The 16449-nt window shown below is 63.4% G+C and carries 13 protein-coding genes and 2 tRNA genes; 10 read left to right on the top strand and 5 right to left on the bottom strand.

The features are described 5' to 3' along the window. The coding region (locus RDW26_RS04910) for a sigma factor-like helix-turn-helix DNA-binding protein (protein WP_307982744.1) at nucleotides 1–113 on the top strand (113 nt) is incomplete at its 5' end. Nucleotides 114–197: 84 nt separating this feature from the next. Further along, entirely contained in the window at nucleotides 198–2531 is a 2334-nt protein-coding gene (gene rlmKL / locus RDW26_RS04905) for a bifunctional 23S rRNA (guanine(2069)-N(7))-methyltransferase RlmK/23S rRNA (guanine(2445)-N(2))-methyltransferase RlmL (RefSeq protein WP_307982743.1), read from the top strand. Nucleotides 2532–2625: 94 nt separating this feature from the next. Here rlmKL and RDW26_RS04900 read toward each other — a convergent pair whose 3' ends face one another. Further along, nucleotides 2626–3282, bottom strand: coding sequence for a DUF6198 family protein (locus tag RDW26_RS04900; RefSeq protein ID WP_307982742.1), 657 nt, complete (start codon nucleotides 3280–3282; stop codon nucleotides 2626–2628). 190 nt (nucleotides 3283–3472) lie between these two features. Between RDW26_RS04900 and RDW26_RS04895 the strand changes: the two genes are divergently transcribed. Then, nucleotides 3473–3547 (top strand) — tRNA-Val (locus RDW26_RS04895). A gap of 181 nt (nucleotides 3548–3728) precedes the next feature. Then, nucleotides 3729–3803 (top strand) — tRNA-Ile (locus RDW26_RS04890). 262 nt (nucleotides 3804–4065) lie between these two features. Here RDW26_RS04890 and RDW26_RS04885 read toward each other — a convergent pair. Further along, on the bottom strand, nucleotides 4066–4704 hold the full coding sequence (locus RDW26_RS04885) for a lactate utilization protein (protein ID WP_307982741.1): 639 nt from the start codon (nucleotides 4702–4704) through the stop codon (nucleotides 4066–4068). 169 nt (nucleotides 4705–4873) lie between these two features. Between RDW26_RS04885 and trpS the strand changes: the two genes are divergently transcribed. Beyond that, entirely contained in the window at nucleotides 4874–5917 is a 1044-nt protein-coding gene (trpS, locus tag RDW26_RS04880; protein WP_298628749.1) for a tryptophan--tRNA ligase, read from the top strand. A 209-nt stretch (nucleotides 5918–6126) separates the two neighbouring features. On the opposite strand, the gene RDW26_RS04875 is transcribed toward trpS, so the two are convergent. The 3 genes from RDW26_RS04875 to RDW26_RS04865 form a co-directional block, all read right to left on the bottom strand. Continuing rightward, entirely contained in the window at nucleotides 6127–6726 is a 600-nt protein-coding gene (locus tag RDW26_RS04875; RefSeq protein WP_307982740.1) for a sugar transferase, read from the bottom strand. Then, nucleotides 6726–8009, bottom strand: coding sequence for a DegT/DnrJ/EryC1/StrS aminotransferase family protein (locus RDW26_RS04870; protein WP_307982739.1), 1284 nt, complete (start codon nucleotides 8007–8009; stop codon nucleotides 6726–6728). The genes RDW26_RS04875 and RDW26_RS04870 overlap by 1 nt, the downstream gene beginning before the upstream one ends. Nucleotides 8010–8103: 94 nt before the next feature. Beyond that, complete coding sequence (locus RDW26_RS04865; RefSeq protein WP_307982738.1) at nucleotides 8104–9417, bottom strand: glycosyltransferase family 4 protein; 1314 nt, start codon at nucleotides 9415–9417, stop codon at nucleotides 8104–8106. 364 nt (nucleotides 9418–9781) lie between these two features. On the opposite strand from RDW26_RS04865, the gene RDW26_RS04860 reads away from it, so the two are divergent. The 5 genes from RDW26_RS04860 (at nucleotide 9782) to polA (ending at nucleotide 16296) form a co-directional block, all read left to right on the top strand. After that, nucleotides 9782–10564 (top strand): methionine ABC transporter ATP-binding protein, encoded by a 783-nt coding sequence (locus RDW26_RS04860; RefSeq protein WP_042433824.1) that lies wholly within the window; start codon nucleotides 9782–9784, stop codon nucleotides 10562–10564. Beyond that, entirely contained in the window at nucleotides 10565–11248 is a 684-nt protein-coding gene (locus RDW26_RS04855; RefSeq protein WP_042433827.1) for a methionine ABC transporter permease, read from the top strand. A gap of 265 nt (nucleotides 11249–11513) precedes the next feature. Beyond that, nucleotides 11514–12857: a glutamine synthetase family protein gene (locus tag RDW26_RS04850; protein ID WP_294398831.1), complete on the top strand. Its 1344-nt coding sequence runs from the start codon at nucleotides 11514–11516 to the stop codon at nucleotides 12855–12857. Between the two features lie 37 nt (nucleotides 12858–12894). Continuing rightward, a complete protein-coding gene (locus RDW26_RS04845; protein WP_042433833.1) occupies nucleotides 12895–13566 on the top strand; it encodes a winged helix family transcriptional regulator in 672 nt (223 codons plus the stop codon). 99 nt (nucleotides 13567–13665) lie between these two features. Beyond that, nucleotides 13666–16296: a DNA polymerase I gene (gene polA, locus RDW26_RS04840; protein ID WP_307982737.1), complete on the top strand. Its 2631-nt coding sequence runs from the start codon at nucleotides 13666–13668 to the stop codon at nucleotides 16294–16296. Nucleotides 16297–16449: the final 153 nt, after the last annotated feature.

Raw genomic sequence — 16449 nt, 5'->3', positions numbered from 1 at the left:
GCCGCGAGTTCGGCGTCACGCGCGAGCGCATCCGCCAGATCGAGAGCAAGACGCTTGCCAAGCTGCGTCATCCTTCCCGTTCCAGCAAGCTGAAGGATTACCTGGAAGATTAATCGAAACGCGGGTCGAAAGGCCCGCGTTTCTTTTCGAGCGGCAAACGCCCTTAGCTAGACCCACCGCCCATGAAAGGCACCCAGATGACTTCTCCCGCATACGATGAATATGAGTTCTTCGCCAGCTGCCTGGCTGGGTTCGAGCAATATCTTGCTGACGAGCTCAAGCGCTTGCGCGCCCGCCGCATCCGCCCGCTGCACGGCGGTGTGGCGTTCTTCGGCACGGCGGCCGTGGCCCAGCGCGTTTGCCTGTGGTCTCGTTTGGCCTCGCGTGTCACGCTGGTGGTCAAGCGCGTGAACGCCGGCGATGCCAGCCTGCTTTACGAGGGCATCCGCCGTATCCCCTGGCATGAGGTCATCGCGCCCGGGGCCAGCATCGCCGTCCGCGCGCACGGCATGAACGAGGAGCTTCGCAACACGCATTTCACCGAGTTGAAGGTCAAGGACGGCATCTGCGACGCGCTCAGGGAGCGCACGGGATCGCGCCCCGATGTGGATAGCGCCAACGCCGACGCCAACATCGACGTGCGCATCCGCGATAGCCGGGCCACCGTCTCGTTGGACCTTTCCGGCGAATCGCTGTACGCACGTGCGTATCTGGAGTCCGATGCGGGTCAGGACGCCCCGCTTGAGTGCGCCCTGTCCGCGGGTGTTTTGGCCATGTGCGAGTGGGATGGCATGTGCGACGCCGCCGCGTTGGTCGACCCGGCATGCGGCGACGGCTCGCTGGTGGTGGAGGCTGCCGCGGCGGCGTGCGATATGGCTCCGGGCCTGGCGCGCAGCTGCTGGGGCTTCATGGGTTGGGCGGCGTTCGACGAGCAGGCTTGGAATCGTTTGCTCGACGAGGCGGACGAGCGTTTCGAGGAAGGCCTGGAGGCCGTCGGCGGCGCCGGTGCGGCAAATGCCTCGGCCTCCGACCGCCCCGATCTTGAGCGTGTGCGCATCGTGGGCGCCACCAACTCAAGCCCTGCCATCGCCCGCGCCCGCAACCGTGCCAAGCGCGCCGGCTTGCGTCAGGTGGTCAGCATCGAGCTGGGCGATGCGCATACCGTGGCGGATATGGCAAAACGTGCTTGCGACGTAGCTGAGCGGCTGCAGAGCAGGCGTGGGGCCGATAACGGTCAGGACAAGCTGTGCCCGTGCCTGGTGGCATCCAATATGCCGGCAGGCGACCGCATCCAGTCCGAGGCTTGCGCCCAGGCGGAGGCTGCGGCGTTCGTGAAGGCGGCTGCAGCGGTTCCGGCGGGCAGCCTGTATGCCGTCGCCGGCGGGCAGGGCGTGCAAGGGCGCTTCGGCGTCGATGCAGCCGACACGTTGCGTTTCGGCCGCGGACGCGTGGAGACCCAGGTGTTGCTGTTCATGCGGCCCCCGGCGCAGCTTGCCCAGGCCGTGGTTCCCGATGCCAACGGCGGGGCGGAGCATAAGGTCGAGGTGTTCGAGGAGTCCTCGCAGCAGTTCGCCGACCGTCTGCGCAAGGTTGCCAAGGAGCGCCGCAAGTGGGCGCGTCGCGAAGGCGTTACGTGCTATCGCGTCTACGATGCCGATCTGCCGGATTATTCCGCCGCCATCGATGTGTACACCGGTGCGGGCCAGGCAGCAGGCAACACGTACCTGCATATCGCCGAATACGCGCCGCCGCGCTCCATCGACCCCGATAAGGCGCGCCGTCGCTTTGACGACATCCTCACCTTGGCGCCCGTGGTCTTGGGCGTTCGCCCCGACCACGTGTTCTCCAAGGTACGCTGTCACGACAAGGGCGGCGGGCAGTACCGTGGTGCGGGAAAGCGCAATTACGTTACCCACGTTGACGAAGCAGGGTGCCTGCTCGAGGTCGATCTTGCCGGCTACCTGGATACAGGCCTGTTCCTCGATCATCGCGACACGCGCGCTATGGTGCGCAAGATGGCCGCGGGCAAGCGTTTCCTTAATCTGTTCGCCTACACGGGTTCGGCGACGGTCCAGGCTGCGGCAGGCGGGGCGGTGGAAACCGTTACGGTCGACCTGTCGCAAACCTATCTGGATTGGGCCGAGCGCAACATGGAGCAAAACGGGTTCACCGGGCGTGCGCACAGCTTCGAGCGCGGCGACGTGATGAACTGGATCACCGATTGCCGACGCAGCCCGCGCCGCTTCGATTTAATCTTTGTGGACCCGCCCACGTTCAGCAACTCGAAATCCATGGGCAAGCGCACCTGGGACGTGCAGCGCGACCACGTCGAGCTGCTGGTGGGCGTCTCCCGCTTGCTGACCAAGGAGGGCACGGCGGTGTTCAGCTGCAATCTGCGCTCGTTCAAGCCCGACATGGAGCAGCTGGGCAAGTACGGGGTTGCGCTCGAGGACATCACGGCGCAAACCATCCCGCATGATTTCGAACGCAATCCGCGCATCCACAAGTGCTATCTGGTGAAGCGCGCGTAACAAGGGTATCGGCAAACTGGCGATATGGCGTTTAGTTTGCAATATATAGGGCAGGGGCCTGAAAGCCGCATCGCTTTCAGGCCCCTGCTGTTTGCTAGGCCTTGCTTGCCATCTTGATGGGCGGGCGCACCCCGCCCATCAAGCGCACAAAGAAGTTCACCACGAACCCGGTGAGAACCGCCGCTGCCACGGTGCCTTCGCGGACGCCCGTCACGTTTCCCATGGTGGCAAGCGAAACCGCGCAGGCGATGATGACACAGCTGATATCGAACCCGACTTTGGTGTGGCCGAAGTTCCACCCGGTTTTCGAGGTGATGGCGGCAACCAGGGCTTCTCCGCAGTTCATGGCCACGTTCGCCACGACCGTGCACGAGACGCCCGCTGCGAGCGTGAGAATGCCGAGGGCGAGCATGCCCAGGGATTCGACGTAGTTCGCGGGTGCAAACCAGGAAAGCAGGCTTGCGAACATATCGATGCTCAGGCTGAACAGCACGCTGATGGGAATCTGCAGCAACGCCAAGGGTTGGAATCGGCGGCGCAGGATGATCACCTGTCCAAGCAGCAGCAGGAGGTTCCAGAAGAACATGAACACGCCGTACGAGACGCTGGGGAAGGCCACGCTGAGCACATATCCCGTTGATGATATCGGGGTGTTTCCCGTAGCCGATTTCGTGACGATGACGATGCCTGCGGCCATGACGACGATCCCGATGGCAAGCAGGCACCAGCGTAGCGCTAGGCGTTGCTTCATAGTTCTTCTTTCTGTTGGAGGGGTCGGGTAAAACGCCATACCAAGAATGGTCGAGTGAAACCCTATTTCGATTGTAGGTATACCGGAGAATTCCTGCAACCAAACTTTTTCAAAAAAGTTGAAATCAGGGGTTGCGTGGTAGGGTCCTTTCGCGTAGTATATATCGAGCGCGCTACGAAGTACGCAACACGGTCGCTTGGCTCAGCGGGAGAGCATCGCCTTCACACGGCGGGGGTCACAGGTTCAAATCCTGTAGCGACCACCACGAATGACAAGGTCGGAATCAAGTGGTTCCGGCCTTTTTCTTTCAGGCGGGTGGCAGCAGGCAGCTTGCAGGAAATGCCGCATGCTTCAAATGCGTCGAAGCCGGCTTCTTGCCGAGCTTCGCATATACTTCGAAAGCGGTAGGGGGTGCTTCGCGAAAGCGAGCATCGTCGTGATAATGCGGGCCTGTAGCTCAACGGTGGAGCAGGGGACTCATAATCCTTTGGTTCTCGGTTCGAATCCGGGCGGGCCCACCAAAACTTTTAAGGCCAGGAGCTTGCTGCTCCTAGCCTTTTCTTTTGCATCATTCCGGTATTGGGAATCGGCGCGGTTCGTTGGCAGCGGGTTGTGCTCGCGCCATGGGATAGCTGGCCATGCATTCCTCATCTTGTCGCCGGGTCACCGCCGAAATCTGGCAGTAAGGGCAATCATGGGGGCAATGAAAATGCCGCCTGGATATCCGGCGGCATTTTCATTGCTTCGCTTATGCGCAGTGAGTTTCGCTTAACCGACTAACAGTTAGAACCCAAGGTCCTCGGCGATCAAGATCACCTTGATGCGGCCGGCTTGGCGGCTGTGGCGCGTTACCACCACGTTGCAGCACATGCATCCGGCGTCGTGGCAGTTGCCGCAAACGCCCGTGCGCTCGCAGGGCGTATTCGTGTGCAGGCGCGCGGCGTTCGGCGGGCATGCCATGGTGTGAATGCGCTTGATGCCGGCGTCCACGTCCTCCACCACCTTGTTCATGCCCACCAGCACGTATACTTCACGCGGGCCATGCAACAGGCAGGCAAGGCGGTTGGAGTTGCCGTCGATGTTGACCAGTTCGCCTTTGCGCGTGATGGCGTTGGCGCTCATGAAGAAGCAGTCGCTGGCGAAGTGCTGCAGCAAGATCTCACGCGCTTCCTTGGGCGTGGTCGCTTTCGCGCGGTCGATCATACGGTAATCGCCGGCTTCCAGCATGGACTTCACGCCCGTTTCCTTGAACGTCTCCGTGCCGCCCCAGGCGATGGAGGCGCCGGCGGGCACCAGCTTGCGCACGAGCTCCACGGCATCGGCGGAGGTTTCGCAGTAATGGCCTTCCATGTTGCGACGCTCAAGCTGCTTGATGATGGTTTGCGCCGTTTGCGCGAATGCAAGGGTGCGGGGGTTTTCCATGGTGCGCTCCTTCTCTCGTCTGGCGGGTGGTTCCCATTGTGCCACGTTTCGATGTCGCGGTTGCATTGCGGCTGGAAAACGGCTTCAGATGGTTCGCGCCCGCATCGGGCATAAGCGCTATACTGGAACAACTACTGAATTCCCGCCTAACTATGAATGTGAGGGCATAATGGGCGATAGCTTCGAAGCCAGCAAGAAACGTAGCGATGAGATTCGCGCCGACCTTTCCGTGAACCCGGGCAAATACTGCATGCTCACGGGCGACCGCCCCACGGGCAGGCTGCATCTGGGTCATTACTTCGGCACCATCCGCGAGCGCGTGGCGCTGCAGAACCTTGGCGTCACCTCCCGCATTATCATCGCGGACTACCAGGTCATCACCGACCGTGACACCACGGCGAACATCCAGGACAACGTGTACAACATGGTTATCGACTACCTGGCCTGCGGCATCGACCCGGAGAAGACCATCATCTTCACCCACTCGCAGGTGCCGGCGCTCAACCAGCTCATGCTGCCGTTCCTTTCCCTGTGCACCGAGGCTGAGCTTGAGCGCAACCCCACGGTGAAGTCCGAGCAGGAGGCCTCCGGCCACGCGCTCACCGGCCTTTTGCTCACCTATCCCGTGCACCAGGCCTGCGACATCCTGTTCTGCAAGGGCAACATCGTGCCCGTCGGCAAGGATCAGCTGCCGCATATCGAGCAAACCCGTCAGATCGCCCGCCGCTTCAACGAGCGCTACGGCCACGTGTTCCCCGAGCCCGAAGGCCTGCTCACCGACGCCGTGCTCATCCCCGGCCTTGACGGTCGCAAGATGTCGAAGAGCTACGGCAACGCCATCAGCCTGTCGGCCACGGCCGAGGAGACGGCGAAGCTTATCAAGAAGTCCCAGACCGACTCCGAGCGCTTCATCACCTTCGATCCCGACAATCGCCCCGGCGTGTCGGCGCTTATCACCACGGCGTCGCTGTGCACCGGCCGCGGCGAGCAGGAGATCGCCGAGGAGATCGGCAACGGCGGTTCGGGTCAGCTGAAGAAGTACGTCACCGAAAGCGTGAACGATTTCCTGGCTCCTATCCGCGAACGCCGTGTGGAGCTTATGGGCGACATGGACTACGTGAAGGACATCCTGCGCGAGGGCAATCGCCGCGCCAACGAGATCGCGAACCAAACCTTGGAAGAAGTACGCGAAGCCATGGGCATGGTGTACTAGGGAAACGAAAAGCCGCCCTCTGGCGGCTTTTCGTTTGGCGGGCGCATAGTCGGCGCCTATGCGCGTCGGGCCGGGCAACATGCCCGGCCCGATTGTCTCTGCGGCATTATACGCGTTATTTGCAGGCTGGCGAAGCGCTTTCGGCGAAGCGACGGCAAGCTCCGCAACGCGCTTCTCACGAAGCAATGGCGCGCGGTGCGAAACGTGCGTTACGACTCGTCCTCCTCCACGTAGATGCCCTCCTGCCCAAGCACCGTGGCGAACGTGCGGAAGAACACCTTCGCATCCAGCAGGAAGCTTACGTGCTTGACGTAGTACACATCCAGCGACAGGCGCTGCTTCCAGGGCAGGGAGTTGCGGCCGTACACGGCGGCGTAACCGGTGATGCCGGGCTTCACCGACAGCTTCAGGCCCTCTTCGCCTTCGTAGAGTTCGGTCTCGCGGCGCAGGTCGGGGCGGGGGCCGACAACCGACATATCGCCGAGCAGCACATTGAAGAACTGGGGCATCTCGTCCAAGCTGGTCTTTCGCATGAACGCGCCGATCTTGGTCATGCGGGGGTCGTCGGCGCCGTTGTAGGTGCTGCCGTCCTCCATGATCAGGTCAGGGGCGTTCACGCGCATGCTGCGCAGCTTGTACATCTTGAAATCCACGCCGTCCTTGCCCACGCGCGGCGCGTTGTAGAACACCGGGCCGCCATCTTCCAGCTTGATGATCGGTGCGAGCACCGCGATGATGAGCAGCACGAACGGCAGCGCGATGAGCCCGATGACGATGTCCCAGATTCGTTTTCCGAAGCGTACGTACATCAGCGCGCACCCTCCGCCTTCGCCTGCGAGATGGCCTGGTGCAAGCAACGGCATACCTCGTCGATGTCCGCATCGGTGAGCTTGGTGTGCAGCGGCAGGGTAATCTCGTTCTCGAATTGGGCCAGGGCATTGGGGAAGTCGGCGATGTCGAACCCGAGGTTGCGATAGGCCGTGAGCAGCGGCAGGGGCTTGTAATGCACGTTGGTGGCAACGCCGTCCTCGGCCATCAGCTCGATAGCGCGGTCGCGCAGCTGTCGCCCGCAACCGTTCAGGCGCACGAGCATCAAATGGCCGCTCGAAGACTCCTGGTATACGTCGGCGCGCGCAGCGGCATCGTCGGCGTTGCAGGCGTCGGAGCCGTCGGCTGCGCGATAGTGCTGCAGGATGGACACGTCAAGGTCGGCCAGGTTGCGCGTGTATCGCGCGACCATCTGACGGCGTCGTGCGAGCATGCCCGGGTAACGGCGTAGCTGCGCCAGGCCCAAACCCGCCTGCAAGTCGGTCATGTTGCACTTCCAGCCAGGGAAGGCCACATCATATTCCCAGGCGCCGGCCTTGGTCTTGGCGAGCGCATCTTTGGACTGGCCGTGCAGCGACATGAGCATGAAGTCGTGATACAGCTCATCGGGATCGAACAGGTCCTCGCGCCAGGTGACGGCGCCGCCTTCGGCCGTGGTGAAGTTCTTCACCGCATGGAAGCTGAACGTGGTAAGGTCGGCAACCTGGCCTGCGTGCTTGCCATGGCGCACGCTGCCGAGCGCATGCGCCCCGTCGGTGACCACGGCGATGCGGCCGATGGCCTGCTGACGGGCGTTTGCGGGCGTGAAAGCGCCGCCGAAGGCGTCGATGGCGGCGAACAGGGCGTCGTAATCGCACATGACGCCGCCTAGGTCGACGGGGATGACGGCCTTCGTACGCGGGGTGATGAGCCTCTCCAGCTGCGCGTAATCCATTTCGTAGCTGTCGGGCGCCACGTCGCACAGCACGGGCGTCGCGCCCACGTGGCAGATGGGCGAGCAGCTGGCGGTGTAGGTGTAGGCGCTCGTGATCACCTCGTCGCCCGGGCCGATGCCGAGCGCGCGCAGGGCGCACTCGAGCGCGGCCGTGGCCGACCCCAGGCAGGCTACGCGCGGCGTGTCCAAAAAGGCGGCCAGCTCGCGCTCAAGCTGCTTGGTCTTCGGGCCCGTGGTGATCCATCCGCTTCTCAGCGCGTCGGCGACCTCGGCGATTTCCGCCTCGGTGATATCGGGCGGGGAAAACGGTATGCGGATCTGTTCGGACATGGTATCTCCTTAGCTATCCGGCTTAAGCGTCTGGCGCGTGAACGCATGCTGACGCAAGGCGGTTTTCATTCGATGATGACGCAAACCGCGGCGCTTATATCAGATTGCGTAGCAAATTCACGATGGCAAGGTATGAGGTTCGCTGGTCGAACTCCCGCTCGGCCACGGCGCGCCCGCGCGCTCCCATGATCTTGCGCAGCGATGGGTTGCGTGCCAGCTCCTCGAGCACATCTGCGAGCGCCTCGGGGTTTTCGGCCACCACGTTCAGCCCGAAGCCGTCGGTGGTCACCTTGTTGCGGAATTCCGGCGAAGATCCGGTGTTGATCATGGGCTTTCCGGAGGCAAGGTAGTCGCCGATTTTCGTGACGATGCTCTGGACCGCGCTTTTCACCAGGGAGTTCACGGTTATGTCGCTTGCGCGAAGCCAGGCGGCCATGCTGCCGTGGTCCTGATAGCCCAAAAACTCCACGGGAGCGTTCTCCTGTCGGGCAAGCTCTTCGAGGCGTTGCCGGTCGGGGCCGTCCCCTAAGACCTTGACCTTCACGGGAGGGAAGGGGCGATGGCGCTTGGCGGTTCCCGCTGCGGCAGTGCGCGCGCTATGGGCCGCGCGGCGCTTCTCGAGCAACGCCGCCGCCTTGATAAGGGTTGCCAGATCATAGCTGGCGCCGAGCGTGCCGGCGTAGACGGCCCACAGCTCGCCCTCGGGCTTCACCACGTCGGCCATGTGCTCGCGAGCGCCCTCGTCGAACGCCGCAAGGTCGTTGCCCACGTACACCGTGGCATGGGGGTAGGGCGTCGTGCGGTCCTTCGCCGGGCGCGCCGTGTACTCATCCGAGGTTCCAACGGCGCCGGAAAGCAGCTGGTAGACGCGTTTTGCATCGCGGGCGAACGGGTAGAACGCCACATCGCTGAGCACGGGGATGTTCACCACCATGCGCATGGCCTCGGGCCACAGGTCGTTGATATCGGCCACATAGGGGATGTTGTGCTCGGAAGCGTATTCCGCGCACACGCGCGCCACGTCGTTGGGCGGGATCTCGGAGTAGATGAGCGAGTAGCGGCCCGCGGTGCGCTCGAAGCGCTCGCGCAGGTTCTTCGCCGCCACGCGGTGGCTGCGGATGCGCTGCAGGTCCAAGTTGCGCGTGTAGCCCGGCTCGTCGATGAACACCACGTTGTAAGGAAGGCCCTGATAGCAGGTCTTCGAGGTGTCGCGCTGGGCCTTTTCCCAGTGCTGGAACGACGAGGTGATCAGGTCCACGTCGAAGCCCTGCTCGACGAGCATTTCGGAAAGGACGCGGAAGCGCGTGTAGCCGCGCGTCTCGTCGCCGAGCTTGACGCCCATGGTGATCACGGCGATGCGGGGGCGCGGGCGCGCCTGGGCGCGCTGTGTGTAGGTTTGCGTATTCATACAAGCAAGTATACCAAGCCCGCGCCACGCCGTGCTCGGCGAACAGCGAACCCCCACGAGCCCCGTAGGATTCGCTCCGGCCGCGCTCGCGGGGCTTGCGGATTCGCCCTTCGTTGTCGAACGCGACGGCGGGAGCGACGGCGCGCTGATCCCCGCGTGGTTGCGCTGAAACGCCCCCAGGTGCGGCGGTTCTTGCGAATCGCCGGCGTTTCCTGCCTCGGGCGGGGCGATGGGGGCTTCCCGGCAAACGCCGTCCTTGTGCGCGGCTTGAGCTTCGCCTATTATTAGAAGTTGCGCATTCGCGCGCGCAAATAGGGCTCTTGGCGCCCGTTGCGTCGTATCCAACCAAGTGATCGGGAAACGTATGATCCAATTGCAGCACGTGTGCAAGACGTATGGCGAAGGCGAAAACGCTCATCATGCGCTGCGCAACGTGAACCTTACCATCAACGATGGCGACGTGTTCGGCATCATCGGCGCCTCGGGCGCCGGCAAATCCACGCTCGTCCGCTGCCTGAACCTGCTCGAGCGACCGACCGAGGGCGCCATCCTCTACGACGGCCGCGATATCACGGGCCTGTCCGGTCGCGCGCTGCTCGAGCTGCGCAGCCAGGTGGGCATGATCTTCCAGAACTTCAGCCTGTTCCAGCAGCGCACCGTCTTGCGCAACGTCACCTTCCCGCTCGAGCTTCGCGGCGAGAAGGGCGAGGCGGCCCGCAAACGCGCCATGGAGCTGCTCGAGCTGGTGGGCCTGGCCGACCTTGCCGAGCGCTATCCCAGCCAGCTTTCCGGCGGTCAGCAGCAGCGCGTGGCCATCGCCCGTGCGCTGGCCAACAACCCCAAGGTCATGCTCTGCGACGAGGCGACCAGCGCCCTTGACACGCGCACCACCGCCTCCATCCTGCAGCTTCTGCAGGATATCAACCGCGAGCTGGGCGTCACGCTGGTGGTCATCACCCACTCGCTGCCCGTGGCCTGCAAGATTTGCAACCGAGTGGCCGTCATCGACCACGGCCGCATCGTTGAGGAGGGCGCTACGGCAGCCGTGTTCGGCAATCCGCAAAGCCCCGTCACGCGCGAGCTTTTGGCCAACGACGACATGCTCGCGGCTATCGAGCGCGATGCGGAGAAGGGCCAGGAGGGCTAAATGGATTACATCAGCAACTTCATCTCGCAGTATGGCGCCCTGTTCGCCCAGGGCACGGTGGACACGCTCGTCATGACCCTTGCGTCCACGCTGTTCGCCTACCTTATCGGCGTGCCGCTCGGCGTGCTCCTGGTCATCACGGCCAAAGACGGTCTGAAGCCCCAGCGTGCCCTTAACACGGTGCTTGGCTGGATCGTCAACATCGGCCGTTCCATCCCGTTCATCATCTTGCTCGTGGCCATCATCCCGTTCACGCGCCTGGTGGTCGGCACGTCGCTCGGCGTTCCCGGCGCCATCGTGCCGCTTACCGTGGCCGCCATCCCGTTCGTGGGCCGCATGGTCGAGCAGAGCCTAGCAGAGGTCGACGGCGGCCTGGTGGAGGCCGCGCAAAGCTTCGGCGCGAACACTTGGCAGATCGTATGCAAGGTCATGCTGCGCGAAAGCCTGCCCAGCCTGGTGCGCGGTGCCTCCATCACCGTCATCACCTTGTTCGGTTACACCGCCATGGCCGGCGCGGTGGGCGCGGGCGGTATCGGCGATATTGCCATCCGCTACGGCTACCAGCGCTATCTGGGCGATGTCATGATCGCCTCCATCGTGCTGTGCATCGTGCTCGTGCAGGTGTTCCAGTCCATCGGCGACTTGGTCGCACGACTGGTCGACAAGCGCGTCCGCAGGTCGTAGGGTTCTGCGCTCCGGTTGGTACGGTGCGCGCCTTCCCCGGGTGCGGTGCGCTAACCAAATAGGTTCAACAACTTTCGGGCCGCCTTTCGAGGCGGCCCTTCGCGTATGCGCATGCCGTTTTCGATGGGAAGCCCCGGGTTCGATTCGCTTCCGCAATGGGTAATGCGCGTAACGTGTTGGCAACATGCGCTGATATAATCATCCTTTAAGAAGTTGTCAGGATCCGCGCCGCTGCATGGCCTGGCGCGCGAAGGAGGAATCGTCCATGGCTTCCAACCCGGAACAGGATTTCGTTCTGAAAACCATCAAAAGCCGCGATGTGCACTTCGTGCGCTTCTGGTTCACCGATGTGCTCGGCAGCATGAAATCGTTCGCCGTCATCCCTAGCGAGCTTGAGGACGCTTTCGCCGACGGCATGGGCTTCGACGGCAGCTGCATCGAGGGCTTTTGCCGCACCGAGGAATCCGATATGCTGGCGTTTCCCGACGCCTCCACGTTCCAGGTGCTTCCGTGGCGCCCGGAGAGCAACGCCGTCGCCCGCATGTTCTGCGGCATCCGCACGCCCGATGGCAAGCCCTTCGAGGGCGACCCGCGCCATGTGCTGGCGCGCGTGGTGGGCAAGGCGCAGGACATGGGGTACGTGTTCAACGTCGGCCCCGAGGTGGAGTTCTACTACTTTAAAGACGCCGAGGGCACCGAGCTGTTGGATCGCGGCGGCTATTTCGACCTGACCAGTTTGGATTACGCCAGCGACCTGCGACGCGACACCGTGCTCACCCTTGAGAAGATGGGCATCCCGGTGGAGTACAGCCATCACGAGAACGGCCCTTCCCAGCACGAGATCGACTTGCGCTTCACCGACGCCCTGTCCATGGCCGATGCGGTCATGACCTACAAGCTGGTGGTGAAGGAGATCGCCATGAAGCACGGCGTGTACGCCTCCTTCATGCCCAAGCCCCTCTCCGATGCGCCCGGCAGCGGCATGCACGTGCACATGAGCCTGTTCGATTTTGATGGCAGCAACGTGTTCTTCGACCCTGATGACCCGCAAGGCTATCATCTGTCGGCAACCGCGAAAAGCTTCCTCGCGGGCATCTTGAAGTACGCGCCCGAGTTCGCCCTGATCACCAACCCCTGCGTCAACTCCTACAAGCGCCTGCTCGCCGGCGGCGAGGCCCCCATCTACCTTTCCTGGGCCCGCGCCAACCGTTCCACGCTCGTGCGCGTGCCCGGTTATCGTCCTAATCGCGAGATGGCGTGCCGTCTGGAGCTGCGCAGCCCCGACCCCAGCGCCAACCCCTACCTCACTTTCGCGGTCATGCTGGCGGCGGGCCTGGCCGGCATCGAGGAGGGCCTTGAGCCCCCGGCGCCCGTCGAGGACCGCGACCTGTTCACCCAATCGCGTCAGGAGCTGCTCCGTCAGGGGTTCCGCACGCTTCCCGAAAGCCTTGGCCAGGCCGTCGAGCTGTTCAGGCGCTCGAAGCTCATGCGCGAAACGCTGGGCGACCACATCTGCGATTACCTGGTGGAAGCCAAGCAGGCGGAGTGGGACGAGTACCAGTCCAACGTGTCCACCTGGGAGCTTGACCGCTACCTGGCGGTTCTGTAGAGGTGCGCGGGATGCGACGTAAGGAGGTGCGTTCACAATGAGGAAAACGGTCATATTCATCGCCGACAGCCTTGATAACGCCCACAAGTTCCAGCAGGTGCTCTCAGGCCTGGACGTCGATGTCGCGGCGGGGTCCTCGGTGCAGTTTAAAAAGCTGCTGTCCCAGCATCCTTCCTACGACCTGGTCATCTACGAGGCGCGCGCCGATGCGCTGGCAACCTTGTCGCAGGTGGAATCGGTGCTGCTCGAGGACGGCTCGGCATCGCTGCTGGTCATCGTCAACGAGGCGCAGCTTCCCGAGTTCCGCCTTCCCGTGCAGGTGAAAAGCGATTTCGTGGTGCACGGCGCCGGCAGCGAGGAGTGCGCCGCGCGCATCCGCCAGCTTCTTTGGCCCGGCAACGAGAGCACCTCGACCGATTTCGTGACGGTGGACAACATGACCATCAACCTGGCAACGTACCAGGTGACGGTGGGCGGGGAACCGCTTGACTTCACGTATCTTGAATACGCGCTGCTGGCCTTTTTGGTCACCCATCCGGGCCGCACGTACAGCCGCGATGCCCTGCTGCGCCGCGTGTGGGGCTTCGATTACTACGGCGGTAGCCGCACCGTCGACGTGCACGTCAGGCGCGTTCGCGCAAAGCTCGGCCCCGAGCTTTCGCAGCATCTGGAGACGGTGCGCGGCGTCGGCTACCTTTGGAGCGCGTAGCGAAGCAGGCAAACGGTGCTTGTCTGATGCGGTTGGCGCCGCTTTCCCTTCGTCGCTTATATAATGGTGGGAAAGCGCAACCAACCTGAAGGAAGCCTTATGCCTGAGAAGAAAGTGGCCGTCATCGACGGCAACTCGTTGATGCACCGCGCCTTCCACGCGGTGCCGCCGACCATGAACGCCCCGGACGGCACGCCCACCAACGCGGTGTTCGGCTTCATAGCCATGCTGCTCAAGTTCATCGACATCTCCAATCCCGACGCCATCGTGTGCGCCTTCGATGCCGGGCGCCCGAAGTTCCGCACCGAGGCGCTCGAGCAATACAAGGCCCAGCGCCCTCCCATGGACCCGGGCCTGAAGGCGCAGTTCCCCATCATCGAAGAGCTGCTCGAGTCCATGAGCATCCCCGTGGTGCGCGTGACGGGCTGGGAGGGCGACGATATCCTGGGAACCGTTGCGGCGCGCGACGAGGGGCTGGGCTATCGCACGCTGCTGGTCTCGGGCGATAAGGACGTCTACCAGCTGTGTTCCGAGCTCACGCACGTGGTCACCACGCGCAAGGGCATCACCGATGTGGCCATTTACGGCCCGGGCGAGGTGCGCGAGCGTTACGGCGTGGAGCCTTCGCAGTTTCCCGATTTCCTGGGACTGAAGGGCGACAGCTCCGATAACATCCCCGGCGTGCCGGGCGTGGGCGACAAAACCGCGGCGAAGCTGCTGGGCGCCTACGGCAGCCTCGAGGGCATTTATGAGCACATCGATGAGCTGCGCGGCAAGCAAAAGGAGCGCATGGAGGAAAACCGCGAGGCGGCGTTTACCAGCCGCAAGGTTGCAACCATCGTGCGCGATCTGGATTTCCCCTTGGACCTTGAGGGTGCGGCGTTCCCCGCGTTCAGTGCTCAGGCCGTCACCGAGGCGTTCTCGAAGTATCGCTTCAACTCTCATCTGACGCGCGTGCTCAAGCTGGTGGGCGAGGCCCCCAAGCGCGAATCCGCTGCCATCGAAGTAGGCCAGGTTCTGCACGGCGAAGAGGCCGAGAAGCTTGTGGATGCGGTCTTGGAATCGGGCGAGCAGGTGGGCGTGGCCATCGTCGACCCCGAGCAGGAGTCGCTGTTCGGCGGCGGGTCGGTCGTGGCGGTGTCCGCTTCTCAGGGCTGCGCCGTGTTCGCCGATGACACGGCGTTCTCCCAGCTTGCGCGCCTGATCGCCAGCGGCAACTTCGCCGCGCTCGATGTCAAGGCGGCGGTGCATCGCGTCTATCCTGCCGACAACGCCCTTCCTGCGTTGGTCGACGATGGGCAGCTTATGTCCATGCGCGCTTTCGACCTGGGGCTTGCCGGGTATGTTTTGAACTCGTCGGTGTCCGAGTACACCTACGACGTGCTGCTCGATACCTATATGGGCGGCGTGCTTCCCGAGGCGAAAACCGAAGAGCAGCGCGCAGCTGCACAAGCCGCCGCGGCGCGCGCCCTGGTCGGCCCGCTCACCCGTGCTCTGAAGGACGAAGGTTCGGAGCGCGCATATTTCGATATCGACCTGCCGCTTGTGGCGGTGCTCGCCATCATGGAGCGCACCGGCGCGGCCATCGACGTTGCGCGCCTCGCGCAGCTGGGCGCCTCCACGGGCGAGGAGATCGAGGGCCTTCGAGCTCAGATCTTCGAGCTTGCCGGTCAGGAGTTCAATGTGGATTCCCCCAAGCAGCTCGGCCACATCCTGTTCGAGGTGCTCGGGCTTCCGGCGCGCAAGAAAACCCAGCGCGGGTACTCTACCGACGCCAAGGTGCTTAAAGACCTCGCGGAGATCCATGAGCTGCCTGCCCTCGTGCTGCGCTATCGCGAGCTGGCGAAGATCAAGTCCACCTACATCGACGCCCTGCCGCGCATGCGCGCAGGCGATGGTCGCGTGCACTCCAACTTCAACGAGACCGTCACCACCACCGGGCGCCTGTCCTCTTCGGACCCCAACCTGCAGAACATCCCCGTGCGCACGCAGTTCGGGCGCCATATCCGCGAGTGCTTCGTCCCGCTCGAACCGGGCTGCAAGTTCCTCTCGGCCGACTATTCGCAGATCGAGCTGCGCCTGCTTGCGCACCTTTCCGGCGACGAGGCGCTCGTCCAGGCGTTCACCAGCGGCGCGGACTTCCACGCCTCCACGGCTTCGCGCGTGTTCGATGTGCCCATCGACCAGGTCACGCCCGAGCAGCGCAGCCGCGCCAAGGCTGTGAACTTCGGCATCGTCTACGGCCAGCAGGCGTTCGGGTTGGCGCAAAGCCTGGGGATCTCCATCGCCGAGGCGAAGGGCATGATCGACCGCTACTTCGAGGTGCATCCCGGCGTGCGCGCCTATCTCGATGAAACGGTCGAGCAGGCTCGCGCCAACGGCTATGCTCAAACCATGTTCGGGCGAAAGCGCCATATCCCCGAGCTGCGCGCCGCCAACGGCAACACGCGCGGCTTCGGCGAGCGCACCGCTATGAACCACCCCATGCAGGGTAGCGCCGCCGACATCATCAAGATTGCCATGCGCCAGGTGCAGGAACGCCTCATGGAAGAGGGCTTCAAGGCCCGCTTGCTCGTGCAGGTGCACGACGAGCTGGACTTCAGCGTGCCCGATGGGGAAGTGGAGGCGCTCTCTGCCATGGTTCGCGACGTCATGGAGCACGTGGCTGAGCTCAAGGTGCCCCTGCTCGCCGATATCTCGGCCGCCGATACCTGGGCTGAAGCGCACTAGCTTGTGGGCATTCCGTGAAGCGGGGCGGCAATGTGGGAAAAGCCGGCAACGCCGCCGCGTGTGTCCACGACATCTGGTATCATATCGAATGTTGTGCCCGAGGAGGCGCAACGGAAATAAGTGCGATGATACGCGGAGACTGTGCATTCGATC

This window comes from uncultured Senegalimassilia sp. (assembly GCF_902464545.1).
GTDB lineage: Bacteria > Actinomycetota > Coriobacteriia > Coriobacteriales > Eggerthellaceae > Senegalimassilia.
The sequence above is the reverse complement of the archived record's forward strand: the minus strand, read 5'-3'. Positions and strand labels throughout refer to the sequence as shown.